At 62.3% G+C, this 20,070-nt stretch carries 16 protein-coding genes; 10 read left to right on the top strand and 6 right to left on the bottom strand.

Going from position 1 to position 20,070, the window contains the following annotated elements; all coding sequences use genetic code 11:
- The first annotated feature begins 127 nt into the window (after positions 1 to 127).
- The 3 genes from AACO21_RS10445 (at position 128) to AACO21_RS10435 (ending at position 4,905) form a co-directional block, all read left to right on the top strand.
- Positions 128 to 1,909, top strand: a complete 1,782-nt coding sequence (locus tag AACO21_RS10445) for an acyl-CoA dehydrogenase C-terminal domain-containing protein (RefSeq protein ID WP_346192459.1) — start codon at positions 128 to 130, stop codon at positions 1,907 to 1,909.
- A 67-nt stretch (positions 1,910 to 1,976) separates the two neighbouring features.
- Positions 1,977 to 3,614 (top strand): electron transfer flavoprotein-ubiquinone oxidoreductase, encoded by a 1,638-nt coding sequence (locus tag AACO21_RS10440; protein ID WP_346192458.1) that lies wholly within the window; start codon positions 1,977 to 1,979, stop codon positions 3,612 to 3,614.
- A 199-nt stretch (positions 3,615 to 3,813) separates the two neighbouring features.
- Positions 3,814 to 4,905, top strand: a complete 1,092-nt coding sequence (locus AACO21_RS10435; protein ID WP_346192457.1) for a GGDEF domain-containing protein — start codon at positions 3,814 to 3,816, stop codon at positions 4,903 to 4,905.
- Between the two features lie 51 nt (positions 4,906 to 4,956).
- Here AACO21_RS10435 and minE read toward each other — a convergent pair whose 3' ends face one another.
- From minE to minC, 3 genes are read right to left on the bottom strand one after another with little or no spacing between them, the layout of a single operon-like run.
- Positions 4,957 to 5,214, bottom strand: a complete 258-nt coding sequence (gene minE, locus AACO21_RS10430) for a cell division topological specificity factor MinE (protein WP_346192456.1) — start codon at positions 5,212 to 5,214, stop codon at positions 4,957 to 4,959.
- 1 nt (position 5,215) lies between these two features.
- Positions 5,216 to 6,031, bottom strand: a complete 816-nt coding sequence (minD, locus tag AACO21_RS10425) for a septum site-determining protein MinD (RefSeq protein WP_346192455.1) — start codon at positions 6,029 to 6,031, stop codon at positions 5,216 to 5,218.
- A 53-nt stretch (positions 6,032 to 6,084) separates the two neighbouring features.
- Positions 6,085 to 6,891, bottom strand: coding sequence for a septum site-determining protein MinC (minC, locus tag AACO21_RS10420; protein ID WP_346192454.1), 807 nt, complete (start codon positions 6,889 to 6,891; stop codon positions 6,085 to 6,087).
- A 73-nt stretch (positions 6,892 to 6,964) separates the two neighbouring features.
- On the opposite strand from minC, the gene AACO21_RS10415 reads away from it, so the two are divergent.
- The 6 genes from AACO21_RS10415 to AACO21_RS10390 all read left to right on the top strand — a co-directional run bounded on the left by AACO21_RS10415 (position 6,965) and on the right by AACO21_RS10390 (position 12,774).
- Positions 6,965 to 7,774 carry a hypothetical protein gene (locus AACO21_RS10415; RefSeq protein WP_346192453.1) on the top strand — a complete coding sequence of 270 codons (810 nt, stop codon included), beginning with the start codon at positions 6,965 to 6,967 and terminating at the stop codon, positions 7,772 to 7,774.
- A gap of 54 nt (positions 7,775 to 7,828) precedes the next feature.
- On the top strand, positions 7,829 to 9,469 hold the full coding sequence (gpmI, locus tag AACO21_RS10410) for a 2,3-bisphosphoglycerate-independent phosphoglycerate mutase (RefSeq protein ID WP_346192452.1): 1,641 nt from the start codon (positions 7,829 to 7,831) through the stop codon (positions 9,467 to 9,469).
- Between the two features lie 160 nt (positions 9,470 to 9,629).
- Positions 9,630 to 10,427 (top strand): amino acid ABC transporter substrate-binding protein, encoded by a 798-nt coding sequence (locus tag AACO21_RS10405; protein ID WP_346192451.1) that lies wholly within the window; start codon positions 9,630 to 9,632, stop codon positions 10,425 to 10,427.
- An 80-nt stretch (positions 10,428 to 10,507) separates the two neighbouring features.
- Positions 10,508 to 11,161 (top strand): amino acid ABC transporter permease, encoded by a 654-nt coding sequence (locus AACO21_RS10400; RefSeq protein ID WP_346192450.1) that lies wholly within the window; start codon positions 10,508 to 10,510, stop codon positions 11,159 to 11,161.
- A 4-nt stretch (positions 11,162 to 11,165) separates the two neighbouring features.
- Positions 11,166 to 11,918, top strand: coding sequence for an amino acid ABC transporter ATP-binding protein (locus AACO21_RS10395; RefSeq protein WP_346192463.1), 753 nt, complete (start codon positions 11,166 to 11,168; stop codon positions 11,916 to 11,918).
- Positions 11,919 to 12,018: 100 nt separating this feature from the next.
- Positions 12,019 to 12,774: a TerC family protein gene (locus tag AACO21_RS10390; RefSeq protein WP_346192449.1), complete on the top strand. Its 756-nt coding sequence runs from the start codon at positions 12,019 to 12,021 to the stop codon at positions 12,772 to 12,774.
- A gap of 29 nt (positions 12,775 to 12,803) precedes the next feature.
- Here AACO21_RS10390 and AACO21_RS10385 read toward each other — a convergent pair whose 3' ends face one another.
- Together AACO21_RS10385 and AACO21_RS10380 are read right to left on the bottom strand one after the other, a co-directional pair.
- Positions 12,804 to 13,388 carry a DUF1439 domain-containing protein gene (locus tag AACO21_RS10385; protein WP_346192448.1) on the bottom strand — a complete coding sequence of 195 codons (585 nt, stop codon included), beginning with the start codon at positions 13,386 to 13,388 and terminating at the stop codon, positions 12,804 to 12,806.
- Positions 13,385 to 14,401, bottom strand: coding sequence for an AraC family transcriptional regulator (locus AACO21_RS10380; protein ID WP_346192447.1), 1,017 nt, complete (start codon positions 14,399 to 14,401; stop codon positions 13,385 to 13,387). Before AACO21_RS10380 ends, AACO21_RS10385 begins: the two co-directional genes overlap by 4 nt.
- A gap of 196 nt (positions 14,402 to 14,597) precedes the next feature.
- Here AACO21_RS10380 and icmF point away from each other — a divergent pair, with 196 nt between their 5' ends.
- Positions 14,598 to 17,861 carry a fused isobutyryl-CoA mutase/GTPase IcmF gene (gene icmF / locus AACO21_RS10375; protein WP_346192446.1) on the top strand — a complete coding sequence of 1,088 codons (3,264 nt, stop codon included), beginning with the start codon at positions 14,598 to 14,600 and terminating at the stop codon, positions 17,859 to 17,861.
- Positions 17,862 to 17,975: 114 nt separating this feature from the next.
- Here icmF and AACO21_RS10370 read toward each other — a convergent pair whose 3' ends face one another.
- The gene (locus AACO21_RS10370) at positions 17,976 to 20,030 is read right to left on the bottom strand and encodes a methyl-accepting chemotaxis protein (RefSeq protein WP_346192445.1); all 2,055 of its coding nucleotides are present in this window, start codon (positions 20,028 to 20,030) and stop codon (positions 17,976 to 17,978) included.
- Positions 20,031 to 20,070: the final 40 nt, after the last annotated feature.

The raw sequence follows: 20,070 nt of genomic DNA, 5'->3' as shown, positions 1-20,070 counted from the left end.
GATCCGGATGCGCCGATCTTCCAGGTTGCGGATTACGGCCTCGTCGCCGATCTGTTCGAAACCGTGCCGCAACTGGTCGCGGCTGTCTGATTTACAAAAGCAAGAACGAACCCGTAGGAGATAAGGAATGAGCAATTACACCGCCCCGCTGCGCGACATGCAGTTCATCCTGAAAGACGTCGCCGGTCTGGACGAAGTTTGTGCACTGCCGGGTAATGAAGAGTGTTCGGTTGAACTGGTTGAATCCATTCTGGAAGAAGCCGCCAAGTTTGCTTCCGGCGTGCTGGATCCGATCAACCGCGGTGGCGATACCGTCGGTTCCGTCTGCAAGGACGGCGTCGTGACGACCGCCCCGGGCTTCAAGGATGCGTACAAGCTGTTCTGCGAAACCGGCTGGAGCGCCATGCCGTTTGCCCCGGAAATCGGTGGTCAGGGCCTGCCGGCCGTGGTCACGATGGCCGTCAATGAAATGTGGAAGTCGGCCAACATGGCTTTCGCCCTGTGCCCGATGCTGACCTCCGGCGCCATCGAAGCCATCGCCCACCACGCCTCTGACGAACTGAAGCAGAAGTATCTGCCGAAGATGGTCGAAGGCACCTGGACTGGCACGATGAACCTGACCGAGCCGAACGCCGGCTCCGACCTGGCCGCGATCAGCACCAAGGCAGCCCGCGCTGCCGACGGCACCTTCCGCATCACCGGAACCAAGATCTTCATCACCTGGGGTGAAAACGATGTGGCTGAAAACATTGTTCACCTCGTGCTGGCCCGCCTGCCGGATGCCCCGCCGGGATTGAAGGGGATTTCCCTGTTCTTGGTGCCGAAGTTCCTGGTGAACGACGATGGCTCGCTGGGCGCGCGCAACGACCTGATCTGTTCCTCCATCGAGCACAAGCTCGGTATCCACGGTAGCCCGACCGCCGTCATGTCCTACGGCGACAACGACGGTGCCATCGGTTACCTGATCGGTGAAGAGAACAAGGGCGTCAGCTACATGTTCACGATGATGAACCACGCCCGTGTGAACGTCGGTCTGGAAGGTGTCGGCATTGCCGAGCGTGCCTACCAGCACGCCCTCTGGTACGCCAAGGAGCGTATCCAGGGTGCCATCGTTGGCGACAAGTCCGGCGAGAAGAAGCCCATCCTGCACCACCCGGATGTGCGCCGCCTGCTCATGGAGTGCAAGGCCCGTACCGAAGCCATGCGTACCGTTGCCTATTACGCCGCTGCCCAGATCGACAAGGCTCATGCCGGTGATGCCGCTGCCCAATCCCGTATCGACCTGCTGACCCCGGTCGTCAAGGGCTGGAGCACCGAGCAGGGTGTCGAGCTGTCCTCGACCGCCTTGCAGGTCTTCGGCGGTGTCGGTTTCGTCGAGGAAACCGGTGCAGCCCAGTACTACCGTGACTCCCGCATCACGACCATTTACGAAGGTACGACCGCCATCCAGGCGAACGACCTCGTTGGCCGCAAGCTGGCGCGCGAAAAGGTGCCGGGCGCCTCCATGAAGGCCATGCTGGCCGAAATGAATGCGACCGTGGCCGAGCTGGTGGCGACCGATGACCGTCTGAAGGCCATCGCGGAAAACCTGAAAAACGGCATTGCTGCACTGTCGACCGCATCCGACTGGATTCTGGCGACCTACGACAGCAATCCGCAGGCCGTGCATGCTGGTTCCGTCCCCTTCCTCAAGCTGACCGGTATCGTCACCGGCGGCTGGCTGATGGCGAAGTCGGCCCTGGTTGCCGTGCAGCGCCTGAATGCCGGCAGCGATGACCGTTTCTACGAAGCCAAGCTGGCGACCGCCAACTACTTCGCTGCGCACCAGCTGCCGTTCGCTGCAGCCTGCGCGCAGGAAGTGATGCAGGGCGCTGCCTCGACCTTCGGTCTCGACGAAGCCCTGTTCTAAGCGTTTCAGTCAGGATGAACCGGCCACCCAAGCGGTGGCCGGTTTCTTTCAACCCTCAGGAGAACACATGCGCACCGATCGCGATGCCATGGAATACGACGTCGTGATCGTTGGCGGCGGCCCCTCGGGCTTGTCTGCTGCGATCCGTCTCAAGCAATTGGCCGAAGAACAAGGCCGCGAACTGTCTGTCTGCCTGCTGGAAAAAGGCTCCGAAATCGGCGCCCACATCCTTTCCGGCGCGGTCCTCGAGCCGCACGCCCTGGCCGAACTCTTCCCCGATTACAAGGAGCGCGGTGCGCCCCTCAACACGGCGGCTGGTGAAGACCGTTTCCTGTTCCTGACCGAAGGCGGCTCATTCAAACTGCCGACGCCGCCGCAGATGTCCAATCACGGCAACTACATCATCAGCCTGGGCAACCTGTGCCGCTGGTTGGGTGAGCAGGCCGAGGCGCTGGGGGTCGAAATCTATCCCGGCTTTGCTGCTGCCGAAGTCCTCTATCACGAGGATGGCTCGGTCAAGGGCGTCGCCACGGGTGACATGGGTATCGGCAAGGATGGCGAGCAAACGCACAATTTCCAGCCGGGAATGGAACTCCATGCCAAGCAGACCATTTTCGCGGAAGGCTGCCGTGGTTCGTTGACCAAGTCACTGTGGTCCACCTTCAACCTGCGTGACGGCGTTGATCCCCAGACCTACGGGATCGGCATCAAGGAACTCTGGGAAATCGATCCGGCCAAGCACCAGCCGGGGCTCATCGTGCATACCGTGGGGTGGCCGATGTCGTCCGATACCTATGGCGGCTCCTTCCTGTATCACCTGGAAGACAACCTCGTCGCCGTCGGTTTCGTGGTCGGCCTCGACTACCAGAATCCGTGGCTGTCGCCGTTTGAGGAATTCCAGCGTTACAAGACGCATCCGTCCATCCGCCACTTCTTCGAAGGCGGCCGCCGCATTTCCTACGGCGCGCGTGCCCTTTCGGAAGGCGGCTATCAGTCCGTGCCCAAGCTAAACTTCCCGGGCGGCGTGCTGGTCGGCGATACGGCAGGTTTCCTGAACGTGCCGAAGATCAAGGGCACGCACATGGCGATGAAGTCCGGCATGATCGCGGCCGAAGCGGTCTTCGCGCATCTCGGCAAGGACAATGCCGGGCCGGAAGCCACCGAATACGGCGAGCAGATCAAGCAAAGCTGGTTGTGGGCCGAGTTGTACAAGGTCCGCAACATCCGTCCGGCCTTCAAGTGGGGCTTGTGGGGCGGTTTGGCCTATGGCGCCGTGGATACCTTCCTGTTCGGCGGCAAGGCACCCTGGACCATGCGTCATCACGATGACCACACCCAGCTGGGCGACAAGAACAGCTATCCGAAAATCAATTATCCCAAGCCGGACGGCAAGATCAGCTTCGATCGTCTCTCTTCCGTTTTTCTCTCGGCCACGAACCACGAGGAAAACCAGCAGTGCCATCTGCGCCTGAAGGATGAGAGCGTGGCGATCAGCGTGAATTACGCCAAGTTCGGTGCGCCGGAGACGCGCTACTGCCCGGCCGGGGTGTACGAAATCCTCGGCGAGGAAGAAGGTCAGCCGCGCCTCCAGATCAACGGTCAGAACTGTCTGCACTGCAAGACCTGTGACATCAAGGATCCGACCCAGAACATCAACTGGACGGTGCCGGAAGGCGGGGGCGGGCCAAACTACCCGAACATGTGAGTTTTGCATCGTGCCCGCTCAGATACATCGACTCTGCGGGTGAGACTTCGGAGAACAGCAAATGCCGTCGTCTCGTTCTTTGGGAGCCTTCGGGCTCCCTTTTTTTCGCCTAGGTAAACCCCTCGTTTCCTGATAACCTGTGTATTACCAAGGACATAGTGGCTATACTGGCCGGTCCGCAGGAATGCAGGGGCAGGACATGAGTAGCGAACGTATACTGGCTGGCGATCCCAACCAGAAAATCAAAGTGCCGGGGCTTTTGGGCAAACTCGGCCAGATGACGTCGATCCGCGATACCGAGGTGCTGGAGCAGAGTCTGCTGCGTACTTTGGGGCCGCTCCTCGGCGTACTGGATACGGCGCTCTACCGTACCGACGATCAGCAAAACATCATCCGTGTCATTCACTACCATCGCTCCAAGATGGTCGAAGTGGATGGCGTCGAGCGCATGGTCGAGCGGATCGAAGAAGTCCTGAATCTGGCGGATGTCCCCAAGGACATCATTGCCCTGACCGACAACGTTCGTCTGCTCCGCAAGCCCTGTACCCGCCGTCAGGAGGCGGGCGTTGCGGTGGCCTATCCGATTTTTGGTGGCAATGAAGTCTGCGGCTATTTCGTCTTCGAGCGCGACCGCGAGGTTTCCCCGCAGGAAGACACTATCATCCGCGGTGTCCTGGAAGTCTTCTCCAATTACTATGCCCTGCTCGATGTCAGCCAGCGCGACCGCTTGACCGGCTTGCTCAACCGCCAGGCGCTCGAAAGCAGTTTCGATCGCCTGTGGAGCCTGCTGTCGCGCCCCGACAGCTTTGATGAGCATGAGGCGGGGCGGCGTGACATGCCGTCTGGGTGTTACTGGCTGGCGGTGATCGATATCGATCACTTCAAGTCTGTGAATGACACCTTTGGCCACATGGTCGGGGATGAGATTCTGCTGCTGGTCGCCCGCCTGATGTCGAACACCTTCCGCTCAACGGACCTGCTCTATCGCTACGGCGGCGAGGAATTCGTGGCCATTGTCTCGGCTGAAAATGCCGCGATTGCCCACAATATTTTCGAGCGGGTGCGTCTGGCGGTCGAAGCCTACAGCTTCCCGCGCGTGGACAAGATCACGATCAGTATCGGTTACGCCCAGATCGAGCCGGAAATCCTGCCGGTGGAGGTCTTGAGCCGGGCCGACCGCAGTCTGTACCAAGCCAAGCAGGATGGCCGCAACCGCATTTACGATTATCAGGAACTGGTCGCTGCCGGGGTCTTCAAGACCCAGGACTACAGCGATATCGAACTGTTCTGATTTTCGTTGTGATCAGGCGGTCGACCGTCGGTGACCGCCTGATTTCAGTCGTCAGCCCTGATCGGGCAGGACGATATTCACTTCCAGAACCTCAAAGCGGTCCTGCTTTTCCAGCGACACGCGGATGTCGTCCGGATTGACCTTCACGTACTTCGAGATCACGTTGATCAGGTCGCGCTGAAGATCGGGCAGAAAGTCGGCGCTACCGCCGGCACCATCGCGCTCGCGGGCGATGATCAGCTGCAGTCGCTCCTTGGCGACGGCGGCCGTTTTCGGCTTGTTGCCGAAGAGCATCGACAGGAGGGACATATCACTTGCCTCCGAACAGACGCTTCAACAGACCCGGCTTCACGTAGTCGACAAAGCGCAAGGGTTTGTCTTCGCCCAGGAAGCGGGCAATCACGTCCTGATAGGCTTCGGCGGCCTCGCTGTCCTGCTGGTGAATGACCGGCGAGCCCTGGTTGGAGGCCTGCAGGACTTCTTCGGATTCCGGAATGACGCCGATGATGGGCACGCGCAGGATTTCCTGGATGTCCTTGTAGGAGAGCATTTCGCCGGCTTCGACGCGGCCCGGGTTGTAGCGGGTGATGAGCAGGTGTTCCTTGACCGGCTCGCGGCCTTCCAGGGCGCGGCGGGACTTGGCCTGCAGGATGCCGAGGATGCGGTCGGAGTCGCGCACCGACGAAACTTCCGGGTTGGTCACGACGACGGCCTCGTCGGCGAAGGTCAGGGCCATGATGGCGCCGTGCTCGATGCCGGCCGGCGAATCGCAGACGATGTAATCGAAGCCCATGTGCTCGAGGTCCTTCAGGACCTTTTCTACGCCTTCTTCGGAGAGCGCATCCTTGTCGCGGGTTTGCGATGCGGGCAGGACGAAGAGGTTCTCGCAGTGCTTGTCCTTGATCATCGCCTGGTTCAGCGTGGCTTCACCGTTGATGACGTTGATCAGGTCATACACCACACGGCGTTCGCAACCCATGATCAGGTCCAGGTTGCGCAGGCCCACGTCAAAGTCGATGACGACGGTCTTGAAGCCGCGCAGGGCGAGGCCGGTGGAGAAGCTGGCGCTGGTGGTGGTCTTGCCGACGCCGCCTTTGCCGGAGGTTACGGTGATGATACGGGTCACGGTGAGTACTCGCTGGGTGAGGGGGTTGATTGGTTGATTTTAGCTGAATGACATTAGCGCAGGGCGAGCGGCGCGATGTTTAGGCGCGCTTCGTTGCCATCGCCGATCAGGCTGATCGTCGCGGGCTGGCGTGCCAGCTCGGCCGGGACGCCTTGCTCGAAGGTCCGGTACAAGCCTGCCACGGAGACCAGTTCGGCCTCCAGGCTGGTCGTGAAAATGCGGGCGTGTTTGTCGCCGCTGGCGCCGGCCAGCGCACGACCGCGCAGGGGCGCATAAACATGGATGTTGCCGTCAGCGATGACTTCGGCCCCGGCGCTGACCATGGCCGTGACGATCAGGTCGCAGCCCTTGGCATAAAAGCGCTGGCCGGAGCGCAACGGTTTGTCGAGCGTGATCGTGCGCGGCGGCGGCTCCGGTGCGGGCTGAGGCGCGGGCTCCGGTGCCGTCGGGACGGGGGGCGGTTCGGGCTGCGGCGCGGCCGCGGCCGGTGGCGGCGGGGCGGGCTCGGGTTCCGAGGCGGGGCGGCTTTTCTGCGGTCGACTCAGTGCATCAGCCGAAATTGCCGGGAGGCCGGCTGCCGTAGCTGCGCGTGCCTGATCTTCGGTAAGGCCGAGCGTCGCGGCGGCATGCAGCCCGGAGCGGGCCAGCAACTGGCGCAGGCCCGCCCAGTCGACCGCATCGGGCAGAGCGTCCAGCCCGGTGAAGTCGAGCACCGCGAGGTCGTTTTCGAAGAAATCAGGTGCATTGCCGGTGAGGTCGGCGAGTGCCCAGTGCAGATCGTCAAGATTGGCGGTCCGCAACTGTGCCTGAATGATTTTCAGGGACGTGCCCTTGAATTGAATCGGAGAATCCTTGGCCATGCCTGTGGAGAATATGCAACAAGGCGGCAATTATCCCATAGCGCGGCTGACGCACCGGCATCCAGCCTTTAAAATGCACGCCTTTCGCCCTTCGAATACGCCAGATGCCATGACCGCTGCTGCCCAGATTCCCGTTGATGCCCTCGTTTCCCTCGCGCCACAGGCGATCCAGCGTCAGGCTGCACGCATGGCGCAAGATGTGTTCACCGGCATCTTCCGGCAGGCCTTCGAGCCGGAAACCACGGATCTCGGGCAAACCCTGCAGACGGTCGAAGGCCGCTGCAGCAACTGGTGCCAGGCGGCAGAGGGCGAGGAAGCACAGGCCCTCCGCCTGGCCTTGTTGATCAGCGGTCTCGATCAATGGGGGCTGGCCTATACCCAGAGCTTCAATCTGACGGCGATGCCGGCCTTGTCCGCCTTGATCGGCGCCTTGCGCAGCCGCCAGGATGCGCGTGCCGATGCCCGCTTCCAATTCTATTTTTCGCAGATCGAGGCCATCGAGGCCGATGCGGTCGATTTCAAGATCGAGCTGCGCCGCGCCATCCACATGGCGCTCTGGCATGCCATGGCGCTCAGCGAGGAAGATGCCGATGCCGAGCGCATGCTGCAATCCCTCGGTAATCTGATGCTCGCCCTCAACGACCGGATGCCGACCCTGGGCTGGCGGCTCCTGGCCGATACCCTGGCGCATATCCAGTCCCGTCTGCTCGATGCCGATACCCCTTTGCCGGCGCTGGCACACAGCAACACGCAACGTCTCTTCGAATCCTTGCGTCAGGCCCTGCCGGCCGAGCGTTATCAGGCCATCATGGCCCATGCCACGCAAGCCATTCTGGCCTGGCAGCAGGCGCGGCGCGCGGCAGCCGAGGGCGCGGTAAAATAAGCCTTTTATTGTTCAGGCGGGCCGCCTGTCGGCCGCCCTTTCCGGAAGACCCCCATGCTTGAAAAGCTTGCCTCCTTCCCCGGTGTTGCCGGGCCGGTTGTCGTGATCGTCATGGACGGCTACGGCCTGCCGAAGACCGATGTCGGGAGCGCCATTGCCGCTGCCCGCAAACCCAATCTGGACCGCCTCTTCGCCGAAGCCCCGAACATCCGTCTGCGTGCGCACGGGACTGCCGTCGGCATGCCCTCCGATGACGACATGGGCAATTCCGAAGTCGGCCACAATGCCATCGGCGCCGGCCAGGTGTATGCCCAGGGTGCTGCCCTGGTCGCCAATGCCATCGCCGAAGGCGCCATCTGGCAGGGCGAGGCCTGGCAGCAGATCGTTGCAGGGGCCAAGGCCGGGCGCGGCGTGCTGCACTTCATCGGTCTGTTTTCCGACGGTAATGTGCACAGCCACATCGATCACCTGAAGGCCATGGTGGTGCGTGCCAAGGAAGAAGGTGTGCCGACCGTGCGCATTCATGCGCTGCTGGATGGCCGCGATGTGCCGGAAACCAGTGCCCTGGAGTACGTGGTGCCGTTCGAAGCCTTCCTGGCCGAACTGTCCTCCGACGGCTTCGATGCCCGCATCGCCTCGGGCGGCGGCCGTCAGTACATCACAATGGATCGCTACGATGCCAACTGGCCGATGGTCGACAAAGGCTGGCGTACCCATGTGCTGGGCGAGGGCCCGCAGTTCGCCAATGCGACGGCGGCGGTCAACGGTCTGCGCGAGCAAAATCCGGGCACCATCGATCAGGATCTGCCGGAGTTCGTGATTGCCGAGAACGGCCAGCCGATCGGGACCGTCGAGGATGGCGACGCCGTGGTCTTCTTCAACTTCCGGGGTGACCGCGCCATCGAGATCACGCGTGCCTTCGTCGAAGCCGATTTCAAGGAATTCGACCGCGTCCGCTATCCGCAGGTGACCTTCGCCGGGATGCTCCAGTACGACGGCGACCTGCAGCTGCCGAAGCGTTTCCTGGTGGCGCCGCCGGCGATCAAGAACACGGCGGGCGAATGGTTCAGCAAGCTCGGTCTGGCCCAGTACGCCTGTTCGGAAACCCAGAAGTTCGGCCACGTGACCTATTTCTGGAACGGCAACCGCTCCGGCAAGTTCGAGGGCGAAACCTGGGAAGAAGTCCCCAGCGATGTCGTCCCCTTCGAGCAGCGTCCCTGGATGAAGGCGGCTGAAATCGCCGATGCCATGATCGCCGCCGTGCGCTCGGGGCAACACAAGGTGTTGCGCTGCAATTTCGCGAATGGCGATATGGTCGGTCATACCGGCAACTTCGAAGCGGCCCGCATCGCGGTCGAGGCGGTCGACCTCTCCCTGGGCCGGCTTTTGAAGGCGGTTGAAGCGGCAGGTGGTGTTGCCCTGATCACGGCCGACCACGGCAATGCGGACGAGATGTTCGAACTGGACAAGAAGACCAAGCAACCGGCCATGAACAAGGATGGCAGCTTCAAGGCCAAGACCGCGCATACCCTGAACCCGGTGCCGCTGATCCTGGCGGATTACGCCACCGGCGGCCAACTCGGCCTGCAGCAAACCGAGACCGCCGGCTTGTCGAGCATTGCCGCCACGGTGGCCAACCTGCTCGGCTACGCCAAGCATCCGAGCTGGGACGACAGCGTGCTGCAAATCCGCTGATTTCCCCTTGAGACGAGGCCGCCTGCGCCACAGGCGGCCTTTTTCTTTGCCGTCTACGGGTTTTCACGGTTGAAAGCCCCCGGCGAAGGGCGGAAAATGGCGGGTTCGGCGTGCCGTATGGCAATGATCGCCCCCCGATGACCCTAGGATGGACTCAATCATGAAGAAAACCCTCTCCCTGTTTGCGCTGGCTGTTTCGGCCGGCCTGATTCTCTCGGCCTGCGGCAAGAAAGAAGAAGCCCCGGCTGCCGCCGCGCCGGCACCGGCTGCCGTGACCAAAATCGTCGTTGGTCTGGACGACAATTTCCCGCCGATGGGCTTCCGTGACGAAAAAGGCGCGCTGGTTGGCTTCGACATCGATCTGGCCCGCGAAGCCGCCAAGCGTCTGGGTGCGGAAGTCGAATTCAAGCCCATCGACTGGAACGCCAAGGAAGCCGAACTCGGTGGCAAGCGCGTCGATGTGCTGTGGAACGGCCTGACCATCACCGAGCCGCGCAAGGAAAAGATCGCGTTTACGACGCCGTACCTTGAAAACCGTCAGATCGTCATCGTGACCGCGGCCTCCGCGATCAAGACCAAGGCCGACCTGGCCGGCAAGACCATCGGCGTGCAAGAAGGCTCCAGCGCAGTGGAAGCCATCGACAAGGATCCGGCCGGCAAGACGGTCAAGGAACTGAAGAAATTCGGCGACAACGTCACCGCCCTGATGGACCTGTCGACCGGTCGTCTCGATGCGCTGGTCGTCGATGAGGTGGTGGGCCGTTACTACACCGCCAAGAAGCCGGGCGATTACGCCATCCTCGATGAGCATTTCGGTACCGAAGAATACGGTGTCGGCGTGCGCAAGGACGATGCCGACCTGCTCGCCAAGCTCCAGAAGGCCATGGACGAGATGAAGAAGGACGGCGCTGCCGCCCGCATCTCCACCCAGTGGTTCGGCAAGGACATCGTCAAGTAAGCGGCTTTTGCCCGTTCCGGCCTGCATGCCAGGCCGGAACGGGCGACCCGGCCGACAGCCGGGCTCACTGGCGATAGGCCATGGATTACATTCTCAAGATCATGGGTCCCCTGCTGGAGGGGACGGCGGTCACGCTGCAGGTATTCGGTGCGACCCTGGTGCTGGCGGTGCCGCTCGGGCTCGCGCTGGCGCTGCTCCGGCTCTCCCGCTTTCGGGCAGCCAGCACGGCGGTCGCCGGCTACATCTGGCTGATGCGCGGCACGCCGCTCATGCTGCAGATGCTCTTCATCTATTTTGCCTTGCCGTTCGTGCCGGTGATCGGCATCCGCCTGCCGGACTTTCCGGCGGCCATCCTTGCCTTCGTGCTCAACTATGCCGCCTACTTTGCCGAGATTTTCCGGGCCGGCATTCAGTCCATCGGCAAGGGGCAGTACGAAGCGGCGCAGGTGCTTGGCATGAGCCGGGCCCAGACCATGCGCCGCATCATCCTGCCGCAGATGGTCAAGCGCATCCTGCCGCCAATGAGCAACGAGACCATCACCCTGGTCAAGGATACGTCGCTGATCTACGTGCTGGCCATGAATGACCTGTTGCGCGCCGCGCGCGGCATCGTACAGCGTGATTTCACGACCATGCCCTTTGTGGTGGCTGCTGCGTTTTATCTGGTCATGACCCTGCTCCTGACCTGGGGCTTCATGCGTCTGGAGAAGAAATATGCCGTCTATGACGACTGAGCCGATGATTTCCGCCCGCAACCTGCACAAGCGCTTTGGCGAGCATGAGGTGCTCAAGGGGGTCTCGCTGGAGATCGGCAAGGGGGAAGTCGTGGCCGTGATCGGTCCCTCAGGCTCCGGCAAAAGCACCTTCCTGCGCTGTCTCAACCAGCTGGAACGTATTGATCGGGGCGAGATCGTCATCGAGGGGGAGACCCTGGTCAGCACCGATGCCGCCGGTACCTGCCGCTATGTGGCGGACAAGGAAGCCCGCCGCATCTGCGCCAAGATGGGCATGGTCTTCCAGCACTTCAACCTGTTTCCGCACCTCTCCGTGCTCGACAATCTGATCGAGGCGCCGATGACCGTGAAGGGGATGTCGCGCGATGCCATCGTGCCGGTGGCCGAGGAACTCCTGCGCAAGGTCGGCCTCTTTGCCAAGTGTTCGGCTTATCCGTCCCAGTTGTCCGGTGGCCAGAAACAGCGCGTGGCGATTGCCCGGGCCCTGGCCATGGCACCCGACATCATGCTGTTCGACGAGCCGACTTCGGCCCTCGATCCGGAGTTGACCGTCGAGGTGTTGCGCACCATGCGTCAGCTCGCCGAGGAACACATGACCATGCTCGTCGTCACGCACGAAATGGGCTTTGCCCGCGATGTGTCGACCCGGGTCATCTTCATGGATGGCGGCGACATCGTCGAGAGTGGCGCGCCCGCCACCTTCTTCGCGGCGCCGAGCCATCCGCGGACGCGGGCTTTCCTGTCCCACCTGGGCTGATTCCATTTTTTACGAAGGCTTTGTGTGGCGAATCCTGAGGGTTCGCCACCGGCTTCCCCCTACAATGCGCGGATAACATTTCTGCCCAACGGAGGGGTCCATGCTTGAATTCCTGCTCTCGCCGGAAATCCTGATCGCTTTTTTCACGCTGACTGCGCTGGAACTGGTGCTCGGGATCGATAACATCATTTTCATTTCCATTCTGGTGGACAAGCTGCCGCCGGAAAAACGCGAGCTGGCGCGCAAGATCGGCCTCTTCCTGGCCATGTTCATGCGTATTGCGCTGTTGCTCCTGTTGTCCTGGATCGTTGGCCTGACCGAGCCGGTCCTGACACTCTTCGAACACGGCATTTCCGGGCGTGACCTGATCCTGATCGGCGGTGGCCTCTTCCTGATCTGGAAAAGTACCGGCGAAGTGCATCAGTTGCTGGAAGGCGAAGAGGGCGGGGAGTCCCGCAAGGTGGCCTCGACCTTTGCCGGGGTGATCGCCCAGATCATCGTGATCGACCTAGTGTTCTCGCTCGACTCGATCATCACTGCCGTGGGCATGGTCAGCCAGGTGGGCGTGATGATTGCGGCGGTGGTCGCGTCGGTCGGCCTGATGATGCTCTTTGCGAAATCGATCGGTGACTTCGTTTCCAACCACCCGACGATCAAGATGCTGGCCCTGTCCTTCCTGGTTGTCGTTGGTGTGGTGCTGCTGGCGGATGGTTTTGGCCACCATGTGCCGAAGGGTTACATCTACTTCGCGATGGCGTTCTCGGTCGGGGTCGAGATGCTCAACATCCGCATGCGCAAGAAGGCCGTCAAGCCGGTTGATCTGCGCGAACCGTACGCCCGCGAAGAACAAGCCTGATTTTGGCCGCTGACGACGGTCGACCGTCGTCAGAGCGGCGATAACACGGCCACGACCTGCCCGCGCTCGATGCGGACTGAGCGCAGCAGCCAGCGGGCCGTGGCCTCCTGTGGGCTGGCATCTTCCCGCAGGCGATAAAGCGGCTGCTTGCGGAAATAGCTGCGCATCAACTGGCTCAGTGCCTGGCGGATGATGCCGCGGTATTCCGGCGCCAGCGCGGGGGCATCGACCGATTCCGCTTCCGGCTGATCGAGATAGAAGGCCTTGCCGGCTTCGTCGTAACGCAGCCCCGCCGTGCCTTTCAAATCCACGGGGACGGCCGGGGCGCCGCCCAGACTGAGGTGTACGCGGGCCAGCACGGTGGCCCGGCCCTCCGGTTGGCCGAGGCGAATCGTCGGCGCTTGCGGCAGGCTGGCCGTGAGCAAATCGCCATAACGCTTTTCAAGCGGGCCGCGTTTGTCGAGTTCGGCCTGCACTTCGGCTTCCGTGAAGTGAATTTCCTTGTCGAGCAAGCCGGCAGCCTGCAGGGGCGCATGCAGACCGAGGGCCAGGCTCAGGCCGAGGCTGGCAAGCAGGCGGCGGCGCAGCCTGGGGCGGGGGCGAGTCGTATTCATTGATTTTGCTGAAGCAGGCGCTTGCGGTACTGCACCGGAGACATGCCGGTCCATTCCACGAAGGCGCGGTAAAAGGCGGAGGTGTCAGCATAGCCCAGTTCGGTCGCCACCCGGGCGACCGAGTCGCGCGTCTTGGTCAGGCGGGCGAGGGCCATGTCGCGCCGGAGCGCATCCTTGATGCCGCGAAAACTGGAGCCCTCGTCCTCCAGGCGTCGGTGCAGGGTGCGGGGGGACATGTGCAGACGATCGGCGATGTCGTCCAGACTGAGCGGTGCGGGCAGGGTGTTGCGCAGCAGGTCACGCACGCGGATGACCATCTCGCGGTCACGCCGGTAGAGCATGGTGATCTTGCCGGGCGCACCATCGAGGAAGGTGCTCAGGGCCGCCTCGTCGCGGCGCAGCGGCAGATCGAGCAGGTTGGCATTGAAGCTGGCGACCAGCGTGCCCATGCCGCCGGGGACGGTGGGCATGAAACGCGAATCCTCGGTGAAGATCAGGGCGTAGTCGTCGGCGTGGCCGGGGCGGCGATACGGGAAGATCACGCTGTCGAGCATGATGCTGCGTCCGGCCAGCCAGCAGGACAGCGCGTGCAGCAGGCGAAGCAGCCATTCGAAGGCGAAAACGCGGGCCGGGTCATCGACTTCCGGGTTCAGATGGCGGGTTTCGGCGATGACCAGTTCTGCATGTTCGCCCTTGCGCCGGATACCGATGGCGAGATCGGGCAAGACTAGGCGCAGGAAGCGGCTGGCCCGGGCCAGGGCCTCGGCCAGGGTCGGGGCGGAAAGGCAGGCGCGGCACAGGAATTCGAAGCTGCCGACGCGCATCGGCTGGGCAAAGAGGCCGAAGCCTTCGTCATCCATGCGGCGGGTCAACAGGTTATAGAGGGCGGCGTAGCGGTCAATCGGGATACGGCTGGCGGTGTCTGCAATATCAATCCCGGCGGTGTGCAGCAAAGGGCTTGGATCAAGCTCGCGGCGGCGCAGGCCGGCCAGCATGCCGAGAACAAATCCCATTGCAACAGTGGCTTGCGTGCGAATGGTTGGGGTGGGGATCGTGCGGTGCACCATTTTGGGCCAGAAGGGTCGGTTGACCGTCGGAGCATATCACCTTGGCGGAATTTGCACGATTATCGTCATGCACCACAATGGCACCACTGCGGACGCGGGCATACCATGGGCACCTCTTTTCCGATCACGAGGCCGTATTGCCATGACCGATCTGTCTGTTGCCAAGAAGCTTTCCCCGTACAAGCCGAAGAACAAGGTCCGTTTCGTCACGGCGGCCTCGCTGTTCGACGGCCATGACGCCTCCATCAACATCATGCGTCGCATCCTGCAATCGACCGGCTCCGAGGTGATTCACCTCGGCCACAACCGTTCGGTGCAGGAAATCGTCAATGCCGCGCTGCAGGAAGATGCGCAGGGCATCTGCATCACCTCCTACCAGGGCGGCCATGTCGAATTCTTCAAGTACATGATCGACCTGCTGAAAGCCAACGGCGGCGAGAACATCAAGGTCTTCGGCGGCGGCGGCGGTGTGATCGTCCCGGCCGAAATCAAGGAACTGCACGCCTATGGCGTGACCCGCATCTACGCCCCGGAAGACGGCGTCAAGATGGGCCTGCAGGGCATGATCAACGAGGTGGTCGAACAGTCCGATTACAACGTGGCCGTTGAAGGTGTGCCGAGTGCCGAACAGGCTTTGGCCGGTCTCAAGGCCGGTGACCGCCGCCTGCTGGCACGCGTCATCACCCTGCTCGAAAACGGCGCCGCACCGGAACTCAAGGAGCCGCTGCTCAAGGCCGCCGCCACCACCGAAATTCCGGTCCTCGGCATCACCGGTACCGGCGGTGCGGGCAAGTCCTCGCTGACCGACGAAATCGTCCGTCGTTTCCGCCTCGATCAGGAAGACAGCGTCAAGATCGGCCTGATCTCGATCGATCCGTCGCGCAAGCGCACCGGCGGCGCACTGCTGGGCGACCGCATCCGCATGAACGCCATCGAGCATCCGAACATCTTCATGCGCTCGCTGGCCACCCGCGACACCGGTTCCGAAATCTCCGCCGCGCTGCCGGAAGTCATCGCCGCCTGCAAGCTGGCCGGTTTTGATCTGGTCATCGTCGAAACCTCGGGTATCGGTCAGGGCGACGCCGCCATCGTGCCATTTGTCGATGTCTCGATGTACGTCATGACCCCGGAATTCGGTGCTGCTTCGCAGCTGGAAAAAATCGACATGCTCGATTTCGCCGATTTCGTGGCCATCAACAAGTTCGACCGTAAGGGCGCGGAAGATGCGCTGCGCGATGTGCGCAAGCAATATCAGCGCAACCGCGAACTGTTCACGACCCCGACCGATGACATGCCGGTGTTCGGCACCATGGCGGCCCGCTTCAACGACGATGGCGTGACGGCCCTCTATCAGGCACTGGTGCCGGCACTCTCCGAGAAGGGCCTGAAGCTCAAGGGCGGCAAGCTGCCGCTGGTCACCGTCAAGCAGTCGTCGGCCAGCCGCGCCATCGTCCCGACCGCCCGCGTCCGTTACCTGGCCGAGATCGCTGACAGCGTGCGCGGTTATCACGCCCATACCGACCAGCAGGTCAAAATTGCCCGCGAGCGCCAGTCCCTGCGCATCGCCAAGGGCATTTTTGCCGGTTGCGACAAGTCGACCGTCGATTTCGACGAAATGCAGGCCTTCAAGGACAGCGAACAGGACGCCAAGGCCAAGAAGCTGCTCGACATGTGGCCGCAGACGCTGGAAGCCTATTCCGGTGACGAATACGTGGTGAAGATCCGCGACAAGGAAATCCGCACCAAGCTGACCACCGAATCGCTGTCCGGCACCAAGATCCGCAAGGTCATCCTGCCGAAGTACACCGACGACGGCGAAATCCTGCGCTTCCTGATGAAGGAAAACGTGCCGGGTTCCTTCCCCTACACGTCGGGCGTCTTCGCCTTCAAGCGCGAAGGTGAAGATCCGACCCGCATGTTCGCTGGCGAAGGCGATGCTTTCCGTACCAACCGCCGTTTCAAGAAGGTCTCCGAGGGCATGCCGGCGCATCGCCTCTCCACCGCCTTTGACTCGGTCACGCTGTACGGTTGCGACCCGGATGAGCGTCCGGACATCTACGGCAAGATCGGTAACTCCGGTGTCTCGATTGCGACGCTGGACGACATGAAGGTGCTTTACGACGGTTTCGATCTGGTCTGCCCGACCACTTCCGTCTCGATGACCATCAACGGTCCGGCCCCGATCATCCTGGCCTGCTTCTTCAACACCGCCATCGACCAGCAGATGGCCAAGTTCAAGGCCGATAACGGCCGCGAGCCGACCGAAGACGAAGCCGAAAAGATCCGCGAATGGGTGCTGAAGTCGGTGCGCGGCACCGTGCAGGCCGACATCCTGAAGGAAGACCAGGGCCAGAATACCTGCATCTTCTCGACCGAGTTCGCCTTGAAGATGATGGGCGACATCCAGGAATTCTTCGTCCATAACCAGGTGCAGAATTTCTACTCGGTGTCGATCTCCGGCTACCACATCGCCGAAGCCGGTGCGAACCCGATCAGCCAGCTCGCCTTCACGCTGGCCAACGGCTTCACCTATGTCGAGTCCTACCTGGCGCGCGGCATGCATATTGATGATTTCGCGCCCAATCTGTCCTTCTTCTTCAGTAACGGCATGGACCCCGAGTATTCGGTGATCGGCCGCGTTGCCCGCCGCATCTGGGCCGTTGCGATGAAGAACAAGTACGGTGCCAACGAGCGCAGCCAGAAGCTGAAGTACCACATCCAGACCTCCGGCCGTTCGCTGCACGCCCAGGAAATGGACTTCAACGACATCCGCACCACGCTGCAGGCGCTGATCGCCATCTACGACAACTGCAACTCGCTGCACACCAACGCCTACGACGAAGCGATCACCACGCCGACCGAGGAATCCGTGCGCCGCGCCATGGCCATCCAGCTGATCATTAACCGCGAATGGGGCGTCTCGAAGAACGAAAACCCGAACCAGGGTGCTTTCGTGATCGACGAGCTGACCGATCTGGTCGAAGAAGCCGTGCTCAAGGAATTCGAAGCCATCGCCTCGCGCGGTGGCGTGCTCGGTGCCATGGAAACCGGCTACCAGCGCGGCAAGATTCAGGAAGAGTCGATGTACTACGAGCACAAGAAGCACGACGGCTCCTACCCGATCATCGGCGTCAATACCTTCCTCAATCCGAAGGGCATGGCCCAGCAGGAAATCGAACTGGCCCGTTCCAGCGACGAAGAAAAGCAGTCGCAGATCAAGCGCCTGCGTGACTTCCAGGCCCGCAACGCCGACAAGGCGCCGGCCATGCTGGAGAAGCTGAAGCAGACGGTGATCGAGGATGGCAACGTCTTCGCGGTGCTCGTCGATGCCGTGAAATATTGCTCGCTGGGTCAGATCAGCTCGACCCTCTACGAAGTGGGCGGTCAGTATCGTCGCAGCATGTAAGGTTTTCGGACCGTAAGGGAAAACAGCACTCCGAACCTGCAAGGGTGGAGGAGGCAAAAAACGACGGCGGGGCTAAGTACCCCGCCGTTTTTATTGTCGGGCGACGGTCGACCGTCAGGCAAGCACCGTTTTGTAGCCGATCCGGAAGCCGCCCCAGTGACGCCCCTGCACGTAGATGGGCGCGGAGATGTCGTGCATGATTTCACCGGTATCGCGCCGGTAGGTCTGGAGCAGATATGGGAGCGGGTGACGGCCGCAGCGCACGCCGACCGGGTCGGAGAAAATGCGCTTGGTACGGTTGTGAACCTTGTCATAGGCAGGGTCACCGGTCAGCGCCTCGCAGTAACGCTGGTTGTGCGTCGGAACATAGCCATTGTGGTCGCAGGCGATGGCGTACGCGAGGTAGGGCGCTTCGTTGGCAAACTGTTCCTGGAGGCGGGGCAGGATGCGATCGGCCACGGCATCGAAGCGGGTGTGGTACTTGGGGGGCTCGGTATCGCCGAAGGGGAGATATTCCTGATCGAACAGCTCCTCGATGCTCAGCAGGCCGCGTGCGATGGCTTTTTCCCACAGCTGGCCGACCCGCTGGGCCGCATCCTGGACACGCTCGGGCATCTGCTGGTGGATGCGGCGGGCGGTTTCGCCGGCCACGCCCAGATCGAATTCCTGCAACAGGTTGTGCAGGCCGCGCGCTTGTCCATACAGTTGCCGCGTTGCACTTGCCGCCCCATCGACCTGGGTGCTGGTCTGTTGTGTGGCGTCGTCGATGCGCATGATCGCCTCGCTGACCTGGGCAAGCCCGCTGGCCTGCTCCTGCGATGCGGTCTGGATATCGCGCATGTTGTCGTTGATCTGACGGATGGTTTCGATCAGATGGCGCATGGTGTCGCTCAGCGACTCGACGCTACGGATGCTCTCGCCGGTATGGCTGACGGTGCCGGCGATCAGGCGGCGAATATCCTGGGCCGATTCACTGGAGCGTTGCGACAGGGTACGCACTTCCGAAGCCACGACGGCAAATCCTTTGCCGTGTTCGCCGGCACGTGCCGCTTCGACGGCCGCGTTCAGCGCCAGCAGATTGGTCTGGAAAGCCAGACCGTCGATGACGCCGACGATGCTTTCAATGCGACGTGCGCTTTCGGTCAGGTCGCGCATGGTTTGCCGCGTGGCATCCATGGTGGCGGTGGCGCCACGGCTCATCTCGGTGGCCTGCGTGACGAATTGCATGACGCGGTCTGCCGTCTGGGCGTTCTGCTGCACGACGGCGTTGATCTCCTCCATGCTGCTGGCGGTCTCTTCGAGGCTGGCCGCCTGACTTTGCGTGCGCGAGGCCAGCGCATCGTTGCCATCGGCGATTTCCCGGGCAGCGCTGGAAACGGTATCGACCACCGCGTCGATCCGTCCCAACGTCTCGCGCAGGCTGACCACGGTGGCGTTGAGTTGCGCGCAGGCATGGCCCAATTTTCCGGGGTAGGCATGTTCGATCTGCTCGGACAGTCGACCGCAGGCCAATGCGCTGGCCAAGCGCCCGATATCGCCCAATGCCATGGCTTGTTGGCTGAGCAGGGCATGGCAGGCACGTCCGGCCGGACTTTGCGTCAGGCCGTGCTCGGCGGGGTCGAGCTCGAATTCGCCATTCTGGACAACTTGGCCGAGGACCGCCGCGAGGGCGGCATTTGCGTGCTGTTCCTGAGCGAGCTGGCGTTGCTGCCCGCTCAGCTTGGCCCAATCGCCTGCCGGGGCGGGCGTCGCCGAGCCGGCGACCGCCGCCAGGCATTGTTGGCGCAGGCGGTCGATGGCCTCAAGCAGCGGGCTGGCTGTGGGCAGCGGCGGGGGGGCCGAGAAATCGCCCTGAATCAACTGCTGCACGTGTGCCAGGGCATGCTTGAGCTCGTCCGGGTCATTGTGTGCGGCTGGCGGCGGATTGCCAGCGGTCTTCGTATCAGCGGGGGGCCAGGCCGGCTTGCTCCAGAGGCCGACGAGCAAGCCGGGCGCACCCAGCAGGGTGAGCCAGTGTCCTTGGTCCGGCAGGGTGCCGAATTGCTGTCGCCAGCTCTGGAGGCTGGGCAGCAGATCGGCGAGGCTGAGCAGGACGCCGGTCGTGCAGAGCGCAGCCGACAGGGCAACAAGTGCGGGGTGGCGGATGGCGCGAGCCAGGGTGGGCGGCATGATGTGGCCCTCGTGACGGTGGATAAATGCATCATAAGAC

Source organism: Dechloromonas sp. ZS-1, from assembly GCF_039649255.1.
GTDB lineage: Bacteria > Pseudomonadota > Gammaproteobacteria > Burkholderiales > Rhodocyclaceae > Azonexus.
This window is presented reverse-complemented; position numbering and strand designations above follow the sequence as displayed.

What these genes read in the sequence shown, in the direction of transcription:
- AACO21_RS10405 (WP_346192451.1), top strand. Translation starts at nt 9,630, where the DNA reads ATGAAGAAAACCCTCTCCCTGTTTGCGCTGGCTGTTTCGGCCGGCCTG.
- AACO21_RS10440 (WP_346192458.1), top strand. Translation starts at nt 1,977, where the DNA reads ATGCGCACCGATCGCGATGCCATGGAATACGACGTCGTGATCGTTGGC.
- AACO21_RS10380 (WP_346192447.1), bottom strand. Translation starts at nt 14,401, where the DNA reads ATGGGATTTGTTCTCGGCATGCTGGCCGGCCTGCGCCGCCGCGAGCTT.
- AACO21_RS10445 (WP_346192459.1), top strand. Translation starts at nt 128, where the DNA reads ATGAGCAATTACACCGCCCCGCTGCGCGACATGCAGTTCATCCTGAAA.
- AACO21_RS10370 (WP_346192445.1), bottom strand. Translation starts at nt 20,030, where the DNA reads ATGCCGCCCACCCTGGCTCGCGCCATCCGCCACCCCGCACTTGTTGCC.
- AACO21_RS10385 (WP_346192448.1), bottom strand. Translation starts at nt 13,388, where the DNA reads ATGAATACGACTCGCCCCCGCCCCAGGCTGCGCCGCCGCCTGCTTGCC.
- gpmI (WP_346192452.1), top strand. Translation starts at nt 7,829, where the DNA reads ATGCTTGAAAAGCTTGCCTCCTTCCCCGGTGTTGCCGGGCCGGTTGTC.
- AACO21_RS10400 (WP_346192450.1), top strand. Translation starts at nt 10,508, where the DNA reads ATGGATTACATTCTCAAGATCATGGGTCCCCTGCTGGAGGGGACGGCG.
- icmF (WP_346192446.1), top strand. Translation starts at nt 14,598, where the DNA reads ATGACCGATCTGTCTGTTGCCAAGAAGCTTTCCCCGTACAAGCCGAAG.
- minE (WP_346192456.1), bottom strand. Translation starts at nt 5,214, where the DNA reads ATGTCCCTCCTGTCGATGCTCTTCGGCAACAAGCCGAAAACGGCCGCC.
- AACO21_RS10415 (WP_346192453.1), top strand. Translation starts at nt 6,965, where the DNA reads ATGCACGCCTTTCGCCCTTCGAATACGCCAGATGCCATGACCGCTGCT.
- AACO21_RS10390 (WP_346192449.1), top strand. Translation starts at nt 12,019, where the DNA reads ATGCTTGAATTCCTGCTCTCGCCGGAAATCCTGATCGCTTTTTTCACG.
- AACO21_RS10395 (WP_346192463.1), top strand. Translation starts at nt 11,166, where the DNA reads ATGATTTCCGCCCGCAACCTGCACAAGCGCTTTGGCGAGCATGAGGTG.
- minC (WP_346192454.1), bottom strand. Translation starts at nt 6,891, where the DNA reads ATGGCCAAGGATTCTCCGATTCAATTCAAGGGCACGTCCCTGAAAATC.
- AACO21_RS10435 (WP_346192457.1), top strand. Translation starts at nt 3,814, where the DNA reads ATGAGTAGCGAACGTATACTGGCTGGCGATCCCAACCAGAAAATCAAA.